Origin of the sequence: Porphyromonas sp. COT-108 OH2963 (assembly GCF_000768895.1) — a bacterium.
In the GTDB taxonomy this organism is placed as follows: domain Bacteria; phylum Bacteroidota; class Bacteroidia; order Bacteroidales; family Porphyromonadaceae; genus Porphyromonas_A; species Porphyromonas_A canoris.
Genome location: NZ_JRAP01000008.1, coordinates 21,947 through 45,267, shown reverse-complemented (window position 1 = coordinate 45,267; position 23,321 = coordinate 21,947). Strand labels below are relative to the sequence as shown.

General features: G+C 46.8%; 15 protein-coding genes and 1 other RNA gene. 4 read left to right on the top strand and 12 right to left on the bottom strand.

All coding sequences use genetic code 11. From position 1 onward, the window contains the following. Nucleotides 1-22: 22 nt before the first annotated feature. On the top strand, nucleotides 23-1,225 hold the full coding sequence (locus HQ39_RS03930) for a hypothetical protein (protein ID WP_052079424.1): 1,203 nt from the start codon (nucleotides 23-25) through the stop codon (nucleotides 1,223-1,225). A gap of 10 nt (nucleotides 1,226-1,235) precedes the next feature. On the opposite strand, the gene HQ39_RS03925 is transcribed toward HQ39_RS03930, so the two are convergent. The 11 genes from HQ39_RS03925 to HQ39_RS03875 form a co-directional block, all read right to left on the bottom strand. Then, nucleotides 1,236-2,327 carry a hypothetical protein gene (locus HQ39_RS03925; protein ID WP_036863969.1) on the bottom strand — a complete coding sequence of 364 codons (1,092 nt, stop codon included), beginning with the start codon at nucleotides 2,325-2,327 and terminating at the stop codon, nucleotides 1,236-1,238. Nucleotides 2,328-3,086: 759 nt separating this feature from the next. Next, nucleotides 3,087-3,575: a DUF4268 domain-containing protein gene (locus HQ39_RS03920; protein WP_152566967.1), complete on the bottom strand. Its 489-nt coding sequence runs from the start codon at nucleotides 3,573-3,575 to the stop codon at nucleotides 3,087-3,089. Next, nucleotides 3,562-4,278: a lipoyl(octanoyl) transferase LipB gene (gene lipB, locus HQ39_RS03915; RefSeq protein WP_052079423.1), complete on the bottom strand. Its 717-nt coding sequence runs from the start codon at nucleotides 4,276-4,278 to the stop codon at nucleotides 3,562-3,564. The genes HQ39_RS03920 and lipB overlap by 14 nt, the downstream gene beginning before the upstream one ends. A gap of 24 nt (nucleotides 4,279-4,302) precedes the next feature. Then, nucleotides 4,303-7,476 (bottom strand): PD-(D/E)XK nuclease family protein, encoded by a 3,174-nt coding sequence (locus HQ39_RS03910; RefSeq protein ID WP_036863967.1) that lies wholly within the window; start codon nucleotides 7,474-7,476, stop codon nucleotides 4,303-4,305. Beyond that, the gene (locus tag HQ39_RS03905; protein ID WP_036863965.1) at nucleotides 7,473-7,964 is read right to left on the bottom strand and encodes a metallophosphoesterase family protein; all 492 of its coding nucleotides are present in this window, start codon (nucleotides 7,962-7,964) and stop codon (nucleotides 7,473-7,475) included. Before HQ39_RS03905 ends, HQ39_RS03910 begins: the two co-directional genes overlap by 4 nt. Continuing rightward, the gene (locus tag HQ39_RS03900; RefSeq protein ID WP_081965375.1) at nucleotides 7,961-9,568 is read right to left on the bottom strand and encodes a RecQ family ATP-dependent DNA helicase; all 1,608 of its coding nucleotides are present in this window, start codon (nucleotides 9,566-9,568) and stop codon (nucleotides 7,961-7,963) included. The genes HQ39_RS03905 and HQ39_RS03900 overlap by 4 nt, the downstream gene beginning before the upstream one ends. Then, a complete protein-coding gene (locus HQ39_RS03895; RefSeq protein ID WP_052079422.1) occupies nucleotides 9,565-10,620 on the bottom strand; it encodes a diacylglycerol/lipid kinase family protein in 1,056 nt (351 codons plus the stop codon). The genes HQ39_RS03900 and HQ39_RS03895 overlap by 4 nt, the downstream gene beginning before the upstream one ends. Before the next feature lie 5 nt (nucleotides 10,621-10,625). Continuing rightward, nucleotides 10,626-11,351, bottom strand: coding sequence for a lysophospholipid acyltransferase family protein (locus HQ39_RS03890; RefSeq protein WP_036863962.1), 726 nt, complete (start codon nucleotides 11,349-11,351; stop codon nucleotides 10,626-10,628). A gap of 13 nt (nucleotides 11,352-11,364) precedes the next feature. Further along, the gene (dnaB, locus tag HQ39_RS03885) at nucleotides 11,365-12,792 is read right to left on the bottom strand and encodes a replicative DNA helicase (RefSeq protein WP_162472795.1); all 1,428 of its coding nucleotides are present in this window, start codon (nucleotides 12,790-12,792) and stop codon (nucleotides 11,365-11,367) included. Nucleotides 12,793-12,912: 120 nt separating this feature from the next. Then, nucleotides 12,913-14,703, bottom strand: coding sequence for a translation elongation factor 4 (gene lepA / locus HQ39_RS03880; protein ID WP_036791694.1), 1,791 nt, complete (start codon nucleotides 14,701-14,703; stop codon nucleotides 12,913-12,915). A gap of 737 nt (nucleotides 14,704-15,440) precedes the next feature. Continuing rightward, complete coding sequence (locus HQ39_RS03875) at nucleotides 15,441-18,266, bottom strand: DUF5686 and carboxypeptidase-like regulatory domain-containing protein (protein ID WP_036863959.1); 2,826 nt, start codon at nucleotides 18,264-18,266, stop codon at nucleotides 15,441-15,443. Between the two features lie 140 nt (nucleotides 18,267-18,406). On the opposite strand from HQ39_RS03875, the gene ssrA reads away from it, so the two are divergent. Continuing rightward, nucleotides 18,407-18,808: a transfer-messenger RNA gene (gene ssrA, locus HQ39_RS09395) on the top strand. A 367-nt stretch (nucleotides 18,809-19,175) separates the two neighbouring features. Then, entirely contained in the window at nucleotides 19,176-20,063 is an 888-nt protein-coding gene (locus tag HQ39_RS03865) for a DUF1266 domain-containing protein (RefSeq protein ID WP_052079420.1), read from the top strand. Between the two features lie 320 nt (nucleotides 20,064-20,383). On the opposite strand, the gene HQ39_RS03860 is transcribed toward HQ39_RS03865, so the two are convergent. Continuing rightward, entirely contained in the window at nucleotides 20,384-20,704 is a 321-nt protein-coding gene (locus tag HQ39_RS03860) for a hypothetical protein (protein ID WP_036863956.1), read from the bottom strand. Nucleotides 20,705-21,418: 714 nt separating this feature from the next. On the opposite strand from HQ39_RS03860, the gene mutA reads away from it, so the two are divergent. Then, nucleotides 21,419-23,290, top strand: coding sequence for a methylmalonyl-CoA mutase small subunit (mutA, locus tag HQ39_RS03855; protein WP_036863954.1), 1,872 nt, complete (start codon nucleotides 21,419-21,421; stop codon nucleotides 23,288-23,290). Nucleotides 23,291-23,321 lie beyond the last annotated feature (31 nt).

Below are 23,321 nucleotides of genomic sequence, written 5' to 3'. Positions count from 1 at the left end.
AAACCGATTTTTCGTATATCGCATGAAACCGATACAGACTACTCTTTTCGCTTTGGCACTGCTCTTTTTTTCTGCCAAGATGTATGCTCAAAACTTTTACAGAGCCGAGCGTCCGGTCTTATCGGCTATGGAGATGAAGCGTGGAGAGCTTTCTCTCGATGTCGAAGCAGAAGCATTTTTCAGAAACAACGAGTATGCCAACAGCATTATAGCAGACTACACGCTTCCCGGATACCGTGCGGCATTCGATCTGATCTACGACCTCAAGAGCGTTATCCCTGTCCGCCTCTCTCTGGGAGCGGAAAATCTCTACTTCTTTGGAGCGTCCAGATACCCGGCTGCCATCGCTTACAACGACCTCCCATATTGGAAAGATGAAAACCCGTACACACGTTTTCGGATAAAACCACGCTTTAGAGCCGCAATGGCTCCGAGCAAAGAGTGGCTGATCATACTGGGCAGACTGGAGGGTTTAGGCAGACACAGGCTCATCGAACCTCTTTTCCATTCGGAGCTGAACCTCACATCCGACTCCGAGAACGGCTTCCAGCTCCGTTACGATACGCCTCGAAGATATTTCGATCTCTGGATAGACTGGCAGAGCTTCATATTCAAACACGCCACTCACCCCGAAGCGTTTGTCGCAGGAGCCAATCTGAGACAGAGGCTTTTCACGGCTCACACGGAGAGCAAGCAGGCTCTCGATCTCTCCTTACAGTTTATCGCTCATCATCGGGGCGGAAAACTCAATGACATACATCCCGATACCGTTCACACTTGGGTCAATGCCGCAGTGGGAGCAGTGCATACGATACCCGGACTCATCCGTAACAGGTACACGCTTAAATCCGAAGCGTATCTGCTCGGATACTCTCAACGAGGCGGACACTTCGCTTCCGACAAAGGTTGGGGAGCTTATGGGAAGATGACGTTGGAGTCTGAAAGCGTTCAGCTCTTCGGCTCTCTCTGGTATGGGAAAGGCTTTTTGGGTGTGTTGGGATCGCCTTTTGTGCAGAGCATAGACAGGCACGGCGCATTTTATAATGCCGATAGGAGCTTTGCTTTCGGGCAGATAGGAGCTTCTTATAAGATAGTGGAGCGCAACTTATACACCTTTGGGGCGGAGGTCTCGCTATGGATACATTCACAAGCCTCCTCGCTCACGAGTCATCATTTGGGCGTTTACATCAGCGTTTCGCCCTCTTTTCTGCTGAAACGTTTCTGATAAGAACTTCCTATCTATCCTTTCTCCCTTTTACGAAGTAGAGATAGACTGGGAAGTGATCCGCATATCCTCCTCTGTATTCCCCTGCCACAAATGTACGAGAAGGGTAACCCTTGTACTGACCGTCAGGCTCTGTGAGAAGAGAAGAATTGACAATAAATGCCCTGTATCCCTTATCCGGATCTGCATAAACGGTAAATCCGTCGGGGTTTGAAGCTGTTCCGAAGACCGCATTTTTATTGATCATCAACATGTCGAACAGGTTCCAGGCATCCTGATGAGCCAGAGTCCCGTAACCGTCTGCATATAGAGCGTGCATGGGAGAGAGCAGGTCGGACGGCTCTTTGAGCAGGTCTGCAGACGGTAGTGCCCGTAGTCCGTTTACGATACTTGGGCTTACGGGATCATCGTTGAAGTCGCCCATCAGAACCACCTTAGCCTCCGGAGAGCAAGCCACAATGGAGTCGCTCATCTGTCTCATCGTAACGGCGGCAGCCATTCTTCGCTTTAGGGAGATCTGTTCACCCCCGAAACGGGATGGCCAGTGTCCTACGATAAAGTGAAATGTCTCGCCTTCGTGGCGCATCTCTACGTGTAGGAGGTCTCTTGTCTTAATATGTTCTTCGTTTGGGATCACTACCGGCTTGATGCCTGAGCTTACCACTTCAAACATCTCTTTACGGTAGAGCAGAGCGCAGTCTATGCCTCTGGGATCGGGCGATTCGTAATGTATGATGTCGTAGCCCTTATCCGCTATCGCCGGCATTTTGACAAGATCTTCCAGTACATACCTGTTTTCTATTTCGGCTAAACCGAGAATATCCGGACCGCCCATACCTCCTATGAGAGATATGGCTTTTGACATGTTGTGCAACTTGTGTTGATACTTTTTGGTGTCCCACTTGTTCTTGCCTTTTGGAGTGAACTCCTCATCGTTCACCTTGGGCTGATTGATGGTGTCAAAGAGATTTTCCAGATTGTAGAACGCTACACTGAAATACTTTTCCGACCTCTTTTGTCCGGGTTGTGCACTCGAAGACAGGGCTGCAAATGCCGATAGTATGCACACGCATGCTATCAAGCCGATATACTTTCCTTTCATGTTTTTCTCTGTTTATATGGTGCCGAAAGCTACTCTTCGTGAGAATATCGCTTTTCGGTGGCACAAAGTAAGAAAATTTGAAAGGAATAAGCAAAAGAATAGATAAAAACTCTGTTTTGAGAGCCGTAAAAATCGCTTCGGATGAGTCCGGATTTTTATATATTCCATCCCGAAAAATACTCCCTTTTTTTGCTCTCTCTATTTTGGTCAGAGGTGGTGTTTTCAGAGCATGACCGAATTGTTAAATCAGCCCCGATTTATTAACACAAATTCCGATACCTGTTCATCAAAAACGGTAAACTAGCATATTGTTTCGGCTTAACGTGTTTAATTTTTCAATGAACACGTTTACCGATTTCATTTAATACGTTTACCGGATTCAATTAACGTGTTTAGAAATTTATGTTAATAGTCTGAATATTAGTGTTTTATCGGTTTTCTCCATAAAAAGTGCATTTTCAGGAGGATTTCTTTATTTGGAATTGTTTACAGTCAGGGGTGTTAAATTTTAGGGTTATTAACTCGAAAAAGGCCCATGGATTCGATCGAGAGGAAAATTTTTTCAAGGATGGGTTGGTTTTATATCCTGTTGTTTATGAGAAGGTTATAGAGATATTTCAGAGCCGATAGGTGAAAATACTCTCAAAAAGGGAGGAAAAGAAGCGATGAAAAACAGGGGAGAGCCGCATCCGTTTTTATATAAAAGCGACAGCCCTAAGGCTGTCGCTTTTGTTAGAAAAGAGTCTTTCTGTTTTATATTTATACCTCAAAGGAGATGTATGGTTTTATCTCCAAAAAATTGCGTTCGAGAAGATACATATACTTTGCCATGAAAGAGAAGTAGTCTCCCCACTGTTGCGGTACATGATAGTCGAATGCACCCTCCTTGTAGATGCCGATCTGCGTTACACACTTACCCACTTCGGTGGTGGTCTCCGTCCGGGTCTCAAGGGGCAGATCTATGTCTCGTTGGAGCGTATCCATGTATGGCACGATGCGCTCAAGCATTTCGGCTCTTTCGTGATGAGCGTTGTGGCTCAGCTCTATGACCACTGCCACGTGCCGACGTTCCACTATAAATTTCAGTGCAACGCCTTTCACTTTGGTGTGGTGCAGTATCCAGAGCTTTTTTCTGCCACGCAGCGAGGGTTGTACCGACGCATATCGGGCAAAAGCGTTCCAGAATTCGGTTTTGAGAGCAGCTAATTCGGCTTTTGTGTACATCGGGATGAGATTAGAACGTTGCAAGCTCTATGCGAGATATGCCCCACTCTTGCGCAAGCAGTTCTATGAGTCTTCTCTCTATGTCTTCCATGGGAGGAAGAGAAGAGGAGACCAGACGCTCCATGGTGGTAACACCCTTATCGGTAAATCCGCAGGGGTTGATCAGGTTATAGATAGAGGTATCGAGATCGACATTGAGCGCCAAGCCGTGCATGGTGATGTACTTCGAGCAGTAGATGCCCACGGCACACACTTTGTCGTAGCTGCGTTCTCCGGGAACCCATACACCGGATGCGCCTTCGATCCGAGTGGTATTCCTGAAACCATATTCGGCAAGGAGCTTCATGACAGCCTCTTCCAGACTCCAGACATACTTCTTTACCCCGATGCCGAGATCTTCAAGGTCTATGATGGGATAGACCGTAAGCTGTCCCGGACCATGGTAAGTAACATCTCCGCCTCTGGAGGTGTGGTGGAGTTCTACGCCTCTTTCGGTGAGAACATCCTTTGAGAAGAGGATATTGTGAGGGTCTGCGTGCTTTCCCATCGTGATGACGGGAGTGTGTGTCAGGCTTATGAGGGCATGGCGAGCCGGTTCCAACTCTCTTTTTCTAAGGAGGGCTTCGTTGAACAACTGCTCTTGCAGGGCAAGACCTGTTGCATAAGGGATCTCCCTCAGCGTGGTATAGTGGAGTATTTTATCTGTCTGTTGCTGTTCTGTTGTCATGGTTGTTTATGGTGTTAGTAAGTGTTACTCTTCCTGTATCTCCTCTTCCGTGTCATCTTCTTCCTCTTGTATGCCGAACTTATTTGCCCAACAGCTTTCGCTCATGTGGCATTTGGTACAGGATTTGGTGTTGGGAGTATAGGGATTGTCCGGGTTGATGATTTCGGTCAAAAGCTCTTGCATGAAGGGGAGAAAAGTCTCCCGGTAGTCTTTTGCGTAGTCTCTTATCTCGTCTGCATCCGTCTCTTTCTTTGCTCCTTTCTTTTTGGAGAATTGGAAGTAGTTGATCGGAGTGGCATCGTAGGTCTTGAGAATCATCGGACAGACACCTTCATATCGGGAGTTCAACATACCGGCTTCGCTATCGGACGGAGCAGAGAGAAGTGCCTCACAGTACAGAAGAAGCTGGACAATGGCGAGCTTCTTGAAAGAGGGGAGCTTTTCCATGGATAACTCTTGGGGAAGAGTGGTTTCGTCTCTACCGCTTTTATAATCCACAATCCGCAGTATCCTGGTGTCCGTATCGAGTCGGTCTATGGTCATCGTAAAGTTGACCTCCTCTCCGTTACCTACCGGAAGAGGGAGCTTATACTCCTTCTCTCCTGCGATGAAGTAGTATGGAGTCTCCTCTTGCTCCAGATCGGTGCGGATAATCTTAAAGACCTGATCACAAGCATTGGCGAAGAGTGCGGTGTTGAACCCTTTCGGATCATTGGGAACACCGCTTGAGCCGGACATATAATAGTTGTAGGAGCTGCGAAGCTCGCTTATCACATGATGCTCTTCTTCTTCCAGCCACGACTTGAGCTGCGCTTTAGAGATGAGTCCGGGAGCACCCGAAGGAGAAAGGAACTTCCGATAGAGGTTGTTCATACTCCTGTGTATGATGCTTCCTATAAGGGCAGGGTCGAGAAGTTCTTTGAAACAGGTCTCCTCTTTTATCCCATATATATAGGTGTAATAAAACTGTCTGGGGCAGGAGAGATACCTCTTTATGGAAGAAGCGGAGAGATATTTACCACTTTCGGGATCCGTGATTTCGGCAATGAACTTCCGTACCAGCTTTCTGTCTATCTCCTTATTCAGATCCGGATTTTTATCCATGATGAGAGGATAGTGAGCACTCTTGTAGGAGACTTTTATGCCATGAATGAAGTCGAGCTGGCGGATAAAACGAGAGACTTCTCCCAATGAGCCTTTTCCCTTTCGGGTATCGTAGGTGAAGACGATCCTCTCTGCCGATGAGATGAGACGATAGAAGTGGTAGGCTCTGACCTGCTCGTGCCATTCGTAAGTAGGCAATTGGAACCCGACTCGAAGCGTCATGGGGATAATGCCGGATATGCTTCTCCTGGGCGGTAGAAGTCCTTCTTGCGCATCGGGAATATAGAGGGTATCGAAGTCGAGTCCTCTTGTTTCGAGCACTCCCATGATTTGGAGTCCGTGAAGAGGCTCTCCCTCGAAAGGAATGGACTGCGATTTGAATATGGTCAGCATCATCGAAGCCACAGTTTTGAGCGTAAAAGGAGGCAGAGTGGAGAGGGTCTGGGAGCGGTGCAGACGGAGCAGGTCTTCAAAAAGCTGCTCTTGCGTCTTCACGATCTTTAGCAGATGCGGAACGACATAAAACTCTGCATTGGTGCGCTCGACTGCTTCTTTCTCGGCTTTGAGCTTATACTCTTCGGATCTCCACTCTTCACTCTCTTCAGGCTTTTTGTATCTGACGTCTGCAATGAGCCGCAAGATGCTCTTCAGATAGGGTAGAAGAGCAGAGCCGTCATCCGCAGAGAGTGGTAGAAAGATCCGTTTGAAAAACTGTGTTTCCGTTGCTGTGAAAGAGTGAGAGTGTTTCGATTTGGAAAGGAAACCGGCAGGGTTGAGAAGCTGATCGGATGGAATGTAAAATATGCGCTCTCTCTCCATAGTCTTGAGTATGGCTGCGGAGGCTTCTCCTATGATATCGGAGACGATGTAGTTGGATAGCACACGTTCGACATCCGTATGGTGATATTCTACTGTCCCGGCTTCGTTTCGTTTTGCTCTCAGGTGCATCCGGATAAGAGTCTCTATATAACCGATGTACGATGAGCCTTTGACAGGGTACCCCATCGTTATATTCAACTCCGGAACAGAGGATGGAATGTTGTTGAGTAAAGGTAGCAGGAGCGACTCGTTGGGTAGAACAATGGCGGTATGAAGCTGATCTCCGGATGAGAGTGATGGGTTTTGCTCCAAAAGCTGTCCTATCACCCTGCTTTGGGCAACACTTGAAGGAACGCTGTAAACAGACACTTCCGGAACGGTCTGCTTGATCTTATACTCTATATAGTCCGTATCTCCCGGTGACGGAGAGGGAAAGAGTTTCAGATTTTGCTCTTTGAAGTAGAGCGCTTTGCCGTTGGGAAGAAGTGCTTCGAAACGGTAATCCCAATAGAAGATGGTGGATGCGTGCTCTTTGAAGAGAGATAAGAGCCGCTGTTCGACTGGTGTAAGAGCATTCAGCCCCACGAATACGAAGGTCGTTTTAGAGGAAGAGAGGGGAGTGGGATCGGCTTGGAGCTGTTCCAATAATGCCCGTAACGCCATGCCTTCATAGGCAAGATTTTCGTCTTGCAGCTCTTCTCTGAACTTGAAATAGAGCTTGCAGACTCTCTCCCAAAAGAGTAGAAAACGACGATGATAGACATCACTCTGTCCGGATTCCGGCAAACTGTGGAGAAATGGCTTCAATGCTTCTCTCTGCTCTTCGGATAGATAGGAAGTGTCGCCCTCTAATTCTTTGAGATCTCTCAGGTTTCGGAACAGAGCCCCGGCATCTATCAAGTGTTTGTCTATATCGTTAAAATCGCTGAGAATAAGAGAGGAGAGAGAGTAGAAAGCATCGAAGTTTCGAGTGGAAAGGCTCTCATCTTCTTCATTTTCTCCCGGTAGCTTCTGGCAGAGTTGCAGATAACAGATGTAGAGTCGGTATGCAAGGAGGACAGGGTCGGCATTGGTACTCTTGCTCATCTTACCTAAAAACTCTTCGAGAGTAACTATTTCAGGAGAGAGTATAGGCAGATCCGCCGTGGCGTGTTGGCGTATGTAGTGCCGAAAAAACACTCCGCTACGTCTGTTGGGAAAGATGAATGTGTAGCGGTATAAATCCGAACGATGTGCCGAGACAAAGTGATCGGCTATTTGTTGTAAAAGTTTCACGAGCCAAGTTCTATTATTTCCATATCGGATATTATTCCGTTATCCATTGTAAAGCGAACCAATGTCCTAACTGTCTGTTGCCCATACGTGCCGGCAGCTCCGGGGTTTACCACCAGACAGTCTAAGGAGTGATCGTACATGATACGCAGGATATGAGAGTGTCCGCAAACGAATAGCTTTATCCCTTTTCTGCGTATGGTGGTCGCAATGGTTGGGGCATACTTTCCGGGATAACCTCCAATATGAGTGATGAGAACCGGAATGCTCTCCATGGTGAACTCTTGTACGAGAGGAAATTCTCCCTTCAACTTTCCCCCGTCGATATTGCCCAACACAGCGCGTAAAGGTGCTATCTCCGAGAGTTTATCAGAGATCTCTATATCTCCTATATCTCCTGCGTGCCATATTTCATCACAACCGGAGAAGTGTTCTCTATACCTTTCGTCCCAAGTGTAATGGGTATCGGACAGTAGCCCTATGCGTTTCATTTCCTTGTCTTTCTTTGATTGGAACTCTTTTTGGTCGTGGTAAAAGGGTGAACTTCTACGCGATGCAGCATGGTGGGTTCTTCTCCTCGCAAAGCAATACGACCGGATGGAGTTACCTGTAAACTGTATCCTTGAGAGTAGTCTATACGTAAGAGACCGAGCTGTACCATTTGAAAGATATAGTCTTTCCACTCTCTATAAGAAAGGTCTAACCCTATGCCGTAAGTCGATAGATGGTGATAACCTCTGTTTAGGATCTCGTATCTTCTTGATCCTCGAAGGATTTCCACGGTTGTGTCTATACTGATTTTCTCTCCGGCACGAATGATTGTGCTGAGAGCTTTCTGAAGAATAATCGTGGCATCGAACAGATCTGTTTGAGGAGAGAGGCATACATCGCAGTTGCCACAGTTGTGATGAGCTTCTTGCCCAAAGTAGCTTAGCAATATTCTCCTTCGACAGATAGAGCTTTCGCAGAATCTTTTCATGTATTCCATCTTCTGCTGATTCAACTCTGTGCGTCCCCCTTCTTCCAACAGCTTATCCAGTATGAAAATATCTCCGTAAGAGTAAAAGAGGATCGTGGAAGCCGGTTTCCCGTCTCTTCCTGCCCTGCCTATCTCTTGGTAATAACTCTCTATGTTGCGAGGCATATTGTAGTGAATGACCCATCTGACATTGGACTTGTCTATGCCCATACCGAATGCGACAGTGGCGCAGATAACGTCTATCTGATCTCCGACAAACATCTGATGAACCAGATCACGAGATCGTGCAGGAAGTCCGGCATGGTAAGGCATCGCCCGAAAACCCATCTTGTTGAGTCTGCTCGCAAGTGCTTCCGTATCGTCTCGCTTAGTGCAGTAAATGATTCCGGTTGATCCTCTTTCGTTTGCTTCTATGTGTTGTTGTATAGCACGTATCTTCTCTTCCTTTTTATATCCTCTCCGGACGGTCAGAGTAAGATTGGGGCGATCAAAATCTCCAATCAGCTCCGTCGGATTACGGAGATCCAATCTCTCTATAATATCTTTCCTGGTTGTCTCATCCGCTGTTGCGGTAAGTGCTATGATGGGAGTATTCGGCAGATATTGCCTTACGATGGAGAGCTTGCCGTATTCCGGACGGAAGTCATGCCCCCATTGGGATATGCAGTGTGCTTCATCTATGGCAATAAGAGATATATATTTCTCTTGGAGAAGCTGTAGTCCGAGTGGGCTGAGAAGTGTTTCCGGAGCAAGGTAAAGGAGTTTGAGTTTTCCGAAATAGAGTTGCTCCAAAACGTTTCTCCGTTCGGACTCTTTCATGCTGCTGTTGAGAGTGGCAGCTGTGAGGTCTGAAGATTTATGAGAAATAGCTTTGACCTGGTCGCTCATCAGGGAGATCAGAGGAGATACCACTATTGTACACTTGGGCAGAATAAGTGCAGGTATTTGAAAGCAAAGACTTTTCCCTCCGCCTGTCGGCAGCAGTACAAAAGTATCTTGCCCGTTAAGAACAGCCTCTATCGCTTCTCTCTGAAGCGGTCTAAATTCAGAGAGTCCAAACTGTTCTCTAAGAACTGTTTCCGGAGTCTGTTCCTGCAAATGGGGCGTCACGCTCATCCTTTTATCTCTTTCGGTTTGTCCTCGTCTTTGTTCTCGTCTTTTTTCTTTCCTATCCCTTTCAGTGTGGAGACAACCTCTTCAAGTATTCCATCTTTCCACTCCAAATAGTTATTCGTATGGGTAAAGAATATATCCAATATCGTCTGTTCTCTTTTGTCATACTGCCCATGTATGACATTCAGAGCCTGTGGCTTCATTTCTATGAGGAGATGATCGGTTTTGGGTTTAGGGTCTCCATCCACATGGAAATGAACCGGATCTTTGAGTTTTATTTCTATACGTTTGCCACGAAGTTGTTTGGTGTATGGATTTTTGTCCAAGCCTTTGGAGAAAAGCTGGTATGCAATCTGTCCCGAGTGTACTAAGGAAAACTCCTCGATCATGGTTACATCAATAATTCCATCCGTTATGTCTGCCTGAGGAGCGATATACGCATTGTTGCCGTATTGGGAAGCATTGGCGCAGGTTAGTAGGAAAAGAGAGTTTGTACTCTTTTTCCCGTCTACATCTATCTCGCATCGAAGAGGTTCATGCTTGAAGAACGTATCTATTACCTCTTGTACATATCCTGCCGGACCTCGTTGAGTGCGTTCACTGAAGCGGGCAGAGACTTCGGCGTCAAAGCCAACACCGCATGTACAGAAAAAGTATTCGTCATTCACCGTACACGCATCCATGCGGAGGCATTTGTGCTCCAAAAGGGTGGCGATTGCTTCTTCCGGATTTTGTGAAATGCCCAACTCTCTTGCCAGACCGTTTCCGCTACCCATCGGAATGATACCTAAAATAGTGTTTGTTCCTACAAGCGACTTTGCCACTTCGTTTACAGTCCCGTCTCCACCAATAACCACCACGATGTCTGCTCTCTTTTCTACGGCATCTTTAGATAGTTCGGCACCATGTCCTCTATGGTTTGTTTTATGAGATTCGTATCTGCCCTTCTTCTCTTTAATCGCTTTTTCAAGAGAAGCGAGTACATCATCCTTGTCCCTCTTTTTGCCGGAAGCCGGATTACAAATGATATAATAGAATCTCTTTTTGGATCTCATGCCTTTTACCCTATGAGTGTTCGTACTTCATTCTCTCCCTTTTGGGTCAGCTCTATCAGTCCTCTCGGCGACTGCTCAAAAGCAGAGGATTCAAACGGGCGACCTATCTCCAAGACAAGTCGACGAGGTTTTACAAACAGCGAATTCTTGGGAAGAGCCTCATAAGCACCCTTGATTGCCACCGGCAGAATCGTAGCCTGCGTGTCGAGAGCTATCTTGAATGCACCTCTTTTGAAGCGTTGCAGTACCCCATTATTGGTACGAGAGCCTTCCGGAAAGATGAATATCGAATAGCCTTTCTCTATTGCCTCCTCTGCCTGTTTTATCGTAAGAGCTGCGGCTCTTGCACTACTGTTATCCACAAAGATGAATCCGCTTTTTTCGCAAGCCCATCCCACAAACGGCACTTTCCTTAGGGCTCCTTTCAGTACCCACTTGAAAGGGATTCCCATGTAACCATAGAGCATATAGATATCCAAAGAACTCTGATGGTTCGATATCACTATTGTTGCTCTGTCCTTTGGGATATTTTCTTTTCCATGCACCTCTATAGGACAGAGGAATAGAGCCAAAGCTATACGCGACCAGATACGCCCCGGATAGTAGCTGAATATCCGCTCATTGATGAATGCAGATCCTACTCCTGCAAAGATGGCACATAAGATCGTTGTAACAGCAAATAGAGGAAGGGCTATTATGATAAGATAAATAAGGTAAAAGAATCTCTTCATTGCCGGACATCTTTTAATGTGGAGGAAGATCTTCTTCTTCCCTTCTGTTGTGATTGTTCATACCGCTTTGTACCGTTCTCATCGAACTGTTGCGGTGAATATCGAGATCGTGTCCGTTACAGAATTTCAGAAGTTCGCCTCTGAAACGTAGCAGCACGATATCCGTAGGACCGTTACGGTGTTTTGCTATGATGAACTCTGCCATGCCTCTGTAATCTATCTTTCCATCCTCACTTTCGAAGATCTTGTAGTACTCCGGACGGTGGATGAAGCAGACCATATCCGCATCCTGCTCTATTGCTCCCGACTCCCGAAGGTCTGAAAGTTGAGGTCTTTTAGCCTCTCCCGTTCTGCTTTCTACCCCCCGGTTGAGCTGAGAAAGAGCAATAATGGGGATATTCAACTCCTTTGCAAGGTGCTTCAAAGAGCGAGAGATCATACTCACTTCCTGTTCCCGGTTTGCGTTGCTCTTCATTCCGCTTGCGGTCATGAGCTGAAGATAGTCTATGATGATCATCCTCACATCATGCTCCCGTACAAGTCTTCTTGCTTTGGAACGGAGGTCGAAGACAGAAAGACCTGCGGTGTCGTCCAGATAGAGAGGTGCCTGATAGAGGTCGCTGACGCGTTCCGTCAATATGCGCCACTCGTCAGCAGAAAGGTCTCCACGCTTGATCTTTTCGTTTTCTATCTCACAATGATTCACGATAAGACGGTTCAGCAGCTGCACTTTACTCATTTCGAGGGAGAATATGGCTACCGGAAGGTTGAAGTCCATAGCCATAGACTTTGCCATGGAAAGCACAAAGGCTGTCTTCCCCATAGCCGGACGAGCTGCGATGATCACAAGATCGGAGTTTTGCCAACCCGATGTGAGGGCGTCTATATCTGTAAATCCGGAGTTGAGACCGCTTATACCGTCTTTCCTGATATATGCAGCCTCTATCTGTCTCATGGCATCCTGCAAGACGGAGCTTACGGGTACCACTTCGTTTTTATCGTTTTGCTGGGTGATCTCAAACAGTCGGCTCTCCGCCATCTGCATGGTATCCTTGACGTCTATACTGTCATCATAGGCATACTTGATCACTTCGTTGGAAAATCCGATCAGTTCTCGCTGGATTGCATGTTCGTGCATTATCCGGGCGTGAGTCTCCAAGTGCGCCGTACTCGTTACCTGTGTACTCAGAAGCGTTACATAGTGGTCTCCACCGGCAGCCTCCAGCTGTTTTTTCTCTCTCAGCTTTCGGATGACGGTGATAACATCGGCAGGCTTCTGCTCAAGTATGAGATCCCTTATCGCTTCAAAGATGACCCGATGCTGCGGATCGTAGAAACTTTCGGGACGAAGCAGCTCTCCCACCTCTGTGTAAGCATCTTTCTCCAGAAGAAGAGCCCCTAATACGACCTGCTCCGCTTGTAGATTTTGTGGCGGTTTCATCGCTGCCGGCAAGAGGACATTAGGGGATTTTCTGCCTCTATGCCCGGATGCTTGTGTTTGTGTTGTGGAAGAGTCCATATCTTACCTGTTGATCGTTCTGTCGTTTGAAAGGATGGGAGATTAGCTGTCCAGCTTCAAAACGGCAAGGAATGCCTTTTGTGGCACTTCCACCGAACCTATCTGCTTCATGCGCTTCTTACCTTCCTTCTGTTTTTCCAGTAGCTTTCTCTTACGCGAGATGTCTCCTCCGTAACACTTTGCCGTTACGTCTTTTCGGACGGCTTTGATGGTTTCGCGAGCAATGATCTTTGCTCCGATTGCTGCCTGAACGGCAATGTCGAATTGATGTCTTGGGATAAGCTCTTTCAGCTTCTCGCACATACGACGACCGAATGCCTCACTGTTGCTTGCGTGAGTCAGTGTAGAGAGGGCATCCACCGGCTCTCCGTTGAGTCGTATATCCAGTTTTACCAGCTTCGATTCCCGGTAATCGTGGATATGATAGTCGAAGGAAGCGTATCCTTTAGACACACTCTTGAGCTTGTCATAGAAGTCTATCACGATCTCACCCAGAGGCATGTCGAAGATGATCTCTATCCGATTGCCCCAGATATAGTCTTGCCGTACCAATATACCTCTTTTGCCAAGGCAGAGAGTCATTATAGGTCCGATGTAAGCCACATCCGTGATGACGGATGCTCTGATATAAGGCTCTTCGATATAGTCTATGAATGCCGGGTCGGGCAGCCCCGAAGGGTTGTGTACCTCCGTTACCTTTCCTTTCTTATCGTGTACAATGTACGACACGTTAGGCACTGTGGTGATGACGCTCATGTTATACTCCCTGTCGAGACGCTCTTGTATGATCTCCATGTGAAGCAGTCCCAAAAATCCGCAACGGAATCCAAAGCCCAGCGCAGCCGAGCTTTCCGGTTGGAATGTGAGTGATGCGTCGTTGAGCTGAAGCTTCTCCAAAGAGGCGCGTAAATTCTCAAAATCCTCCGCCTCTATCGGGTAAACTCCGGCAAAGACCATTGGTTTCACTTCCTCGAAACCGGCAATAGCTTCCTGTGCGCCGCCTTTCACGTGAGTGATGGTATCTCCCACCTTGACCTCTTTGGAGCTTTTGATCCCGGAGATGATATAGCCTACATCGCCGGTGCGAATCTCCTGACGTGGCACCATATCCAGCTTCAAGATACCCACCTCATCGGCATCGTACTCCTTCCCGGTGGCGACAAACTTCACGAGGTCGCCTTTTCGGATGACACCGTTGCAGACCTTAAAGTAGGCGATGATACCTCTGAACGGATTGAACACACTGTCGAAGATGAGACACTGAAGCGGACCATCCGGACTGCCCGTAGGTGCAGGCACACGCTCCACAATGGCATTGAGGAGATCTTCGATGCCTTCTCCGGTCTTTCCGCTTGCTCTCAGGATTTCGGAACGATCGCAGCCGAGAAGAGCCACAATATCGTCCGACACCTCTTCCGGAAGCGCACTTGGCAAGTCTATCTTGTTCAAAACCGGGATGATGACCAGATCGTGCTCCAATGCCATATACAGATTGGATATGGTTTGAGCCTGAATACCTTGAGCGGCATCCACGATAAGCAGAGCACCTTCACAGGCAGCAATGGAACGGGAGACCTCGTATGAGAAGTCCACGTGTCCCGGAGTATCTATCAGGTTGAGGGTGTATTCCGTGCCGTTGTGAACGTAGTTCATCTGTATGGCATGGCTTTTAATGGTTATCCCACGCTCTTTTTCCAAGTCCATGTTATCCAACACCTGCGAAGTGATACTACTCTTGTCGAGTGTATTGGTAAACTCCAACAGACGGTCTGCCAGTGTACTTTTCCCGTGGTCAATATGGGCTATGATGCAAAAGTTGCGGATATGCTTCATCCTCTGATCTATATATCTTTTATTTGTTCAATCTTTCTTCGCGACAAGAGAGCTGTATCTCGTAGCATACAAAGATACAAATTATATTGAGACCTCTGAACAGAGAAGCTCCCCCTTGACCCTGTTTGCCGTATCCGTTTTTCGGTTTTTGAGGCGATTTTCAGAGCGTCATTTTTATATATTCCATCCCGAAAAATGCTCACTTTTTTCGAGCTCTCTATTTTGATCGGAAAGGTCGTTTCCGGAGCATGACCGAATTGTTAAATCCGGGCTGTTTTATTAACACCATTTTCGATACAGGTTTACTCAAAACGCTAAAGCAGTATATTCTGTCGGCTTAAAGTATTCAACGAAATCAATAAACGTATTTACCGATTTCATTTAATACGTTTACCGAATTCAATTAACGTGTTTAGAATTTTTGGTTACTGCGTTGGTATAGAGTGTTTTATGGATTTTTGAGCCAAAAAGGTGCTTTTTGGTACTATTTCTCTATTAATAATTATTCACAATGGAACGGCTTAGATTTTATACTTATTAACGCAAAATCAAGCGATAAAACCGACCAAGAGGAGAGTCGGACGCAAATTCGAGATATTTATATCCGTTTGATTGATAGTGTATTATGGATTTTGTTCAAGCGGAGGCTGAAAAACTGACAGGACGAGAGGGTCTGTTTTGAGGGCGCACTCCAAATCCGTTTTTATATAAAAGTACACCCTCAAAACCGCCTTCGTTTAGAGGCTCCAAATGAACCTTATGGCGACTCCCGGATTTTCCCGGAAGTTGTACCCTCCATAGTAGACACCGATATTGAATCCGCCTAACAGCAAAAGGTTGTAGCCGGCTTCAAAAAATGGCTTTTCCGGCAGAGCTTTGTCCCAATAAGACTTCAACAGCAGCCTCTCCTGTGTCAGATATTTCCGCTTCCCAAACAGATTGCCGAGTATGCGTGGCAGAGGTGCGGATATTTGGGCTTTGCCGTACAGCTTGCCGGCATAGGTGTAAGGCGGCATCGTATGGAAGAGGAAGTCTTGAGGAGATACGAAAGAGGTATTTTCGTACTTGAGATAGTTTCTGTCATCTGCATACATACGCTTCAGATGTGGATAGTAGCCCACCTCTGCCTCATAAAGTATGGGATAGCTGCGCGTGATGTGATAGAGTCCCTTTACATAGCCGGAGACGAAGCTGAAGTCGCTGTCGTTGCTACCCGGAGAGGGGATTGCCTGCTTGTATCTCAAGGAGAAGAAGAGCGGATTTCTTGCAGTCCAACTTGCTGAAACGGGCGCACTGCTACTCCCGGTAGAGAGTGTAACCACACGCTTTGTGCCGTCTTCACTTTGCTGTATGGAGAAGTTGTCGGAGAGGATCTTATCCATGTTGATCTCGTTCACCACCTCTTTTCTTCCGTTTATCACTCTGTAATAGGGCGATGTGTTGAAAGAGAGGGCGACGTCTATCGTGTTGGAGCGGTGCTTCTCCATGCTGTAATAGTTGGGGTAAGGGTAGTGCGTTTCCGCATTCATGAAGTTGACGAAACTCTCTTGCCCCGGTTTTACAACCCCCCATATCCGCTTGTCCGGAAGCTGTTGGCTTCTTCGGTGTTCTGCTCCCAAAGAGAGCTTTACACCATTGAAGAGGTCTATCTTATTCTGTACACGTATGTAGCTTCTATCGTACAGCATGTTGGTGTAACGGCCATCATAGAGGGTGAAGAAGGCGTTGTTGAGATTGGTGAGTAGGCCGAGCTGCTGTCCGCTAATATCATCACTGTGATGTCCAGCCTTTAGTGTGAGGAGTCCTCTACGCATTCCGGCATACTCCAGATAAGATTCCACACGCCAGTACAACTCTTTTCGATGAGTGGTGTAGTACAGGCTTGGCTTGATGTCGAGCCGTAAAGGGTTTTCCTTGCTGCGGTTGTTGTAGCGCAAGAAGAGTGTCGGGCCGAGCCAGAAGCCGTCTGTGTACCGGTAGTTGTTCAGGGTCATTCCTAAAAGTCCGTTGATTCCCACTACCCATTTTTTGTTCTTGGAGATATGGTCATATCCCCAAAACAGAATATCCAAAGGGTCTGCGCCGGTGCGCTCACCCTCTTTCTTGGGAGCCAATGCACGCTTTTTCTCAAAGACTTTGGCCAGTGAGTCTCGTTTTGCATAGCTCTCTTTCTCTTCTGCGGACAGGGGTTGCGTGGAGATCTCCTGCCAGTAGAGAGAATCTCTTTGGAGTGCAAGAGAGTCGGACGATACCTTTATTGTTCTCTTGATTTCGGGGATGAGGTATGGGTCTTTGACATTCAGACCAAGTGTGTCCATCTTATGCTCCAGTGCGGCAATGCTTTTCTCTATTTTTCTTTTCTGTCCGCGCTTTTGAGGTAAGAAGATTGCATCATCCGGCATACTCTTCTCCTCTTCGGAGAGTCTGGCTTCCTTGATCTTGTCTATGGAGCCGTCCAGCACCACTTCCTTGTATGAAGTGGCGGAGAAAAGGGTAAAATCCATCTTGATACCCAGCATATTCAGATACATGTTCAAGGCATAAGAGGTGGGCAGAAGCAGACCATCCTGAATGGGATTGAGTGTTACGTTGAGCGTCTGTCGCATTGTCCCTGCAAGGGATACGTGGGCAGTGAGATGTGTGGGCGCCCATGTCTTGTCCGATATGGATAGCTCTCCCTTCGTGGTTCCATCTTCTCTGCTGCCATAAGATATGTGATAGATGGTTTCTTGACCCTCTGTGGTGGCACTCTTCAGCTTGTAAGAGTAGAGGCGCAACCCGTTCAGGCGGATCGGACTTGGTATCGAACCGTTGTTCCCCAAGCCTATGTTGGCTCCATATATATTGCTCATCATGGAGTTTATGGTAGGTACGGCAGCTGCGCTGGACTTGGTCAGCTTCTCCGGAATGGAGGATCGCATCGCCAACGTATGGTATTTGTAGCTGTTCGGAGAGGTGTAGGTGGTTTCGAGTTCTCCCTCTACGACGAATCTTTTACCGATGTACTCTTTCATCGCCACGCCTTCATCCTTGACATTTTTAAGGAAGAAGGGAAGGTCTTCAAGCTTCATACTTCCTTTGGTATAGGTGTGTGAGACAGAGCTTTTGACTATCTTCTCATATATCGGAGTACGGCTCATCACTTTGCGCATGATGGCATAGGCAGGGTCTTCGGCTCGTTTATCGCGCTTTACGACCACGTCGGCAATGTTGTATGTTGCCGGTTCGAGCGCAAACTCTGCACTCTCGTTCTCTCCCTCATGGATGGAAAGAGAGGTGTGAAGCGGTTTATAGCTTAACGACTTGACGATTAAAGCGTATGTGCCGGGCTTGAGATGCAGTTTGAAGTGTCCGCTCTCGTTTGCGATGACACCGCTTTGAAGCTCTTTGATATAGAGTGTCGCGTGGGGAATACCCTTGTTGCTCCTTTTGTCTTTAATGACTCCGGAGATGGAAACAGCAGAAGCAGCCGGCTCTGTCTGTGCTTCTGAATGAGAGAAGATCGTGGCAAAAAGAACGATGAAAAGCGTACCACAGATTTTCCCGAATAGTGATTGGCTCATGGTTTTACTATCATAAGTAAGTATTGCTTTTGCAAAAGTATTTCTTTTATCTCTATTGGCAATGCGAGAGAGTGGGCAATAGAAATTGCCATTTGGGGCGAAATGACTAACTTTGTGCCACTATACAAATAGACCAATACGGGGATGACTGGTTTTGACAGCGCGTAGAGGTGGTTTGTAAGCACGTAGTGCATTGTAGCCTGGCACTTTAATCTCAGACTTCAGACCTTTTAAATGGCGCAAATAATTACGCTCTTGCTGCGTAACCGAAGTACAGTAAGTTAACGCTTTATCCCTGCAAGCTGCGGGGACGAGACACTACCCGGATACTCTTATCCCGAAGTGGTCCGATCATGGTAGTGCCGGTATATCGGGGTTATCCTTTGCATCGCCTTGCTGTAAGGGAGACATTTTAGAGGCTAAGCACGGAAGAGGTAGCTTCATCCATACTTCCGACGCCGACAATAGAAGTGAAGCTAAACGTGTAGAAAGCAAATTAGTTCCGTGTTTGGACGAGGGTTCAAATCCCTCCATCTCCACAGAATGATACTGCTTGTCGGTATTAAAAAAGTTTTGAACACAATGCAGAACACACAAGAACGCTCCGAGACAGATGCTTCGGAGCGTTCTTGTGTTTATGAGGATCGTTTTTATCCGGAACTTATGCCTGCCATTTGAAAAAATCCTTACATTTACACCATAAATAAAACTCTTTTTGGGGACGATTTTGGTTGTTCGGGGCAATCCGCTCAACCCTCGGAGAGGCGGTGGCGAATAGTTATCGCCTTTTTCTTATTCCAAAAAAGAAATCTTTTTCTTAAATTTGGGTCGGATAGTTTCACTGTCCGGAACTATGGACATGAATAGTTAACAACGTATAGTATAAAACTAATTTTAGAGCATTGTCAGATGAAACCTTTATTATTATCTCTTCAAGCGCTCGCTCAGAGCGATACCATTCCGTCCGGAATAGGTGAAACCTTTCCTGTGGAAAGCCCGGCATCTCCCAACTACACAACGTATGTTCTGATCTTGATCGGAATCGTATTCGTGGGTTATTTCTTTGTAAGCAGACGACGAATGTTTGCCAATATTTTCCGTGCCATCTCGGGAAAATTCGATGTTACTTCCAATAATCCTCTAAGCACCGAAAAGCAACGTCATATACTGCTTGGAGCTATCTTTTCCTCGCAGCAGAATGCACGGCTCGACTCTCTTAAACTGCATATCGACAGCAAGCAACGCAGCATGATCCTCGACGAATGGTGGGATATTCGATGCACCGAAGATGCTTTGGAAACACTTGACGGTTTACGAGACAAAGGGCATCGTTACTTCTTCCCTTATGTCTTGGAAGCCATGAAGCAACCCGATGATCAGGCTAAAGGGGATGTTATTCTTGCTCATTTCGAGGAAGAGGAAGAGATAGAGCGCGCTGTGCATTTCTTGAATAATCTGTCCGGATCCGTAGAGGCCATGAAAAAAGAGGGAACCATTACGGGTATCGAAGATTTGGAACGAATAGGCGTAGGCGGTTGGGACGTCGGACGGCTCTCGTTTATAGCTCGTGCCTGTTATGATGCCGGGTATATAGATGAAGAGACAGCTTGGAAATATCTGCAAGATGCAGACCGACTTGCTCATGAGAAACTTGACTCTTGGAAGGCTTTAGCCGAAAGTTATGTCGTAGGTCGATACTTATGGGGCGGAATAAATGCCGATAGCTCTTTGATCCGCCTGTATGCGACAGAGCTTTGCTCCAAGCCCGATAGTCCTTGGAACAAGATTGCGTTCTGATCTCTATCCCGAAAACCACGAAATGAGGTATTGATCCGAAAAAAAGTAACTCTTTCATAATGATAAGTCGGTAGGGTCGGGGCAGTCCGCCCAACCGTTTGGGGTGATAGCGATAAGCTGTCGCCCCTTTCTTTTTTGTCCGGGTACGGAGCGTCAGAATGTGTCCAAAGAAACTGATCTTCAGGTGTATTTCGTTTGATATATCGCTGAACGGCAAGTAAGGTGTTCCTCTTGTAAAAAAAGAGGAACAATACTTCCAGTGCATATATCACCCGAAGACCGGTTGCTGTAACGCAAAAAGATGAGGATGAGTCTGAAGCCTACCTTTTGTACAGCCGGTAAAAGCCTACGCCCAAACCGATGCAGAGCACAAGCAGCGGGTATAAGAGCATCACGGAGAGCTTTTGGGTGTCGATCTCACCGGCTCCATTCATGATGCGTTCTATCTGCTTGATCCATTCAGCAGTGCTGAGAGAAAGTGCGACTATCGCCACAATAATCTCTACACTTACCAGTCTCATGCGAAATTTTCTGTCGCTGTGCTCCGTTGTCTTGACCAGAAAAGGAGCCCATACTGCTCCCAATGGCAGGATAACCCCAAAGAGGGTAAAGAATGCGATTTTGGCTTTTTTATCTTCCATGGCCGTGCTTTGTATCGGTTGTTTTTGGCTCGGTTCGGATGCTGAATATCCGTCTGTATGCGAAATTAGTAAAAAAGCAGAGATTGTATGTGGCAGATCCGGTTTGCTTTTTCTCTCTTCTTTTGGTGCCGTGGAGGTTTTCTCGTGAACAGGTTTAGAAGTTTTGTTTATCGCGTTTGGAAGTTGCTCCAAACGGGTTAAGAGCCGGAAGTCAAAGCTCTATTTTTGGAAATCGGGGTTCGATTTGTGGAAGTCAAGCCTTGAGTTGTAAGATTCAAGCCTCGACTTGGAGAAGTTAATGGCTTTAACGCTGTTTTTATACGTGTTTAGGCGATTTTGCAGAAGCGTTAAGCACTTTTTCTTCTTTGCTTCATTGGAAAGTCTGTCCGGCGGCAGATGATAAAAGAGGATATTGAGAGCAAAATGTTATCATGCAACGATCTCTTTTTCGTATATTTGTAAACCATGTTGTAGTTCCGTCTAAAGGAGGGTAGAATGCCGAAGACTCATCGTGTATTGCCGCCAATATTCTTCTTGTAGAGGGTAGCATGGTAGGAGAAACACGTCATAAAATATGCGCTGTTCGGTATCGAGTAAAGAGAGAAAAGGCTTCTTTTTCAAGTTATTTTGCTTACTTTGCAAGCGGAATAGCGATTATTTTATGTATTCAATAATAACGGATAAAAACAGAAGTAGAACAAATAAGTAACGATTATGAATCAGACTAAAGAAAAGCTGTTTTCACAATTCCCTGAGATCTCTACTCAGGAGTGGATGCAGAAGATTGAAGCCGATCTTAAAGGGGCTCCTTTTGATAAGAAGCTCGTATGGAGAACCAACGAAGGCTTCAATGTAAACCCCTTTTACAGGGCGGAAGATATAGCCCATCTCAAAACAACGGATGCGCTACCCGGTGAATTTCCCTACGTTAGAGGTACAAAGGTGTGCAACTCCTGGTATGTCCGTCAGGATATCAACGTGACCAACGCAGAGGAAGCCAATGCCAAGATGAAAGAGCTTTTGGGCAAAGGCATCACCTCTTTCGGACTCAAGGTGAGCAAGGAGATGGCAAGCAAACAGCATCTGACTACTCTTTTGGATGGTATAGATGTGGAAAAAGTGGAGCTTAACTATCTGAGCTGCCGTACCAGAATAGTAGCCGTGGCTAAGATCATTGTAGAGATCTATCGTGAGAAAGGTGTCGATCTTGCAGCGTGTCCCGGCTCTTTCCATTTTGATGTATTCAAGAAACAGTTGAGCAAAGGCGTCGTGACCGATGAGTGGATCATGATCGGTAAAGAGCTTTTGTGCTCTGCTTACGAGCTTAAGAAGTTTACTGTGCTGGATGTTGCCGGTATCTCTTTGGCAAACGCAGGTGCTTTCGTGTATCAGGAACTCGGCTTCGCTCTCAGTGCAGCCACTACCATCCTGGATACTTTTGTGGCAGAAGGTTGTGGGTCTGCCGCCGAAATAGCTCCTCGCATCCGCTTCGATATGGGAGTGGGAACAAACTACTTCATGGAGCTTGCAAAGTTCCGCGCTCTTCGTTGGCTTTGGGCTGAGATAGTCGGAACGCATGGCGAAGATTGCAAAGGCGATGCAGCCAAAGCAGTGGTACACGCCGAGACATCGTCTTGGAATATGTCCATCTACGACGCATACGTGAATATGCTTCGCACGCAAACGGAAGCGATGTCTGCTACACTTGCAGGTGTGCACTCTCTTACCGTATTGCCATTCGATGCCGTCTATAAGGAAAGCGATGAGTTTAGCGAACGTATCGCTCGCAACCAACAGCTTCTTCTCAAGGAGGAGTGCCACTTCGACAGAGTGGTGGATCCGGGTGCGGGATCGTACTATATAGAGCATCTTACATCTGCTATTGCAGAGCAAGCGTGGAAGTTGTTCCTGCATGTCGAAGAAGATCTCGGCGGTTTTGCAAAAGCTGCAAACGAAGGAGCGATACAGGCAGCCGTGAACGAAAGCAACCAAAAGCGTCATAAAGATGTGGCTACTCGCAGAGAAAGTCTGTTGGGAACAAATATCTTCCCCAACTTCTCCGAGATGGCAAAAGATAAAATCACCAAACCGGATGCCGTGGCTTGCGGTTGCGAAAAGCATGCAACCATTACCGCACTGGATTATCGTCGCGGAGGTTCGGACTTTGAACTGCTTCGTTTGGCAACGGAAGAGGCTCCGAAGCGTCCGTTGGTCTTCATGCTTACAATAGGTAACCTTGCCATGAGACTTGCTCGAAGCCAGTTCTCCAGCAACTTCTTTGCCGTGGCAGGATACGAAGTGAAGGACAACCTGGGCTTCAACACCGTTCAAGAGGGCGTGGATGCAGCCATGGCAGCCAAGGCAGACGTGATAGTGCTCTGCTCCAGCGACGATGAGTATGCAGAGTATGCTCCTCAGGCGTATGAGGCTATCGCAGGCAGAGTGCCTTTTGTGGTGGCAGGAGCTCCGGCTTGTATGGAAGAGTTGAAGGAAAAAGGCGTCGAACACTTTATCCACGTTAAGGTTAATGTGTTGGAAACACTGCAAGGATTCCATAAGCTGCTCGGTATTCAAGAGAAGAAATAACAGACCCCAAAACTCACTTTTAGAATATTAG

Excerpts from the sequence above, each read along its gene's own strand:
- HQ39_RS03930 (WP_052079424.1), top strand. The coding sequence starts at position 23 with ATGAAACCGATACAGACTACTCTTTTCGCTTTGGCACTGCTCTTTTTT.
- HQ39_RS03925 (WP_036863969.1), bottom strand. The coding sequence starts at position 2,327 with ATGAAAGGAAAGTATATCGGCTTGATAGCATGCGTGTGCATACTATCG.
- lipB (WP_052079423.1), bottom strand. The coding sequence starts at position 4,278 with ATGACAACAGAACAGCAACAGACAGATAAAATACTCCACTATACCACG.
- HQ39_RS03905 (WP_036863965.1), bottom strand. The coding sequence starts at position 7,964 with ATGAAACGCATAGGGCTACTGTCCGATACCCATTACACTTGGGACGAA.
- HQ39_RS03900 (WP_081965375.1), bottom strand. The coding sequence starts at position 9,568 with ATGAGCGTGACGCCCCATTTGCAGGAACAGACTCCGGAAACAGTTCTT.
- HQ39_RS03895 (WP_052079422.1), bottom strand. The coding sequence starts at position 10,620 with ATGAGATCCAAAAAGAGATTCTATTATATCATTTGTAATCCGGCTTCC.
- HQ39_RS03890 (WP_036863962.1), bottom strand. The coding sequence starts at position 11,351 with ATGAAGAGATTCTTTTACCTTATTTATCTTATCATAATAGCCCTTCCT.
- dnaB (WP_162472795.1), bottom strand. The coding sequence starts at position 12,792 with ATGAAACCGCCACAAAATCTACAAGCGGAGCAGGTCGTATTAGGGGCT.
- lepA (WP_036791694.1), bottom strand. The coding sequence starts at position 14,703 with ATGAAGCATATCCGCAACTTTTGCATCATAGCCCATATTGACCACGGG.
- HQ39_RS03875 (WP_036863959.1), bottom strand. The coding sequence starts at position 18,266 with ATGAGCCAATCACTATTCGGGAAAATCTGTGGTACGCTTTTCATCGTT.
- HQ39_RS03865 (WP_052079420.1), top strand. The coding sequence starts at position 19,176 with ATGAAACCTTTATTATTATCTCTTCAAGCGCTCGCTCAGAGCGATACC.
- HQ39_RS03860 (WP_036863956.1), bottom strand. The coding sequence starts at position 20,704 with ATGGAAGATAAAAAAGCCAAAATCGCATTCTTTACCCTCTTTGGGGTT.
- mutA (WP_036863954.1), top strand. The coding sequence starts at position 21,419 with ATGAATCAGACTAAAGAAAAGCTGTTTTCACAATTCCCTGAGATCTCT.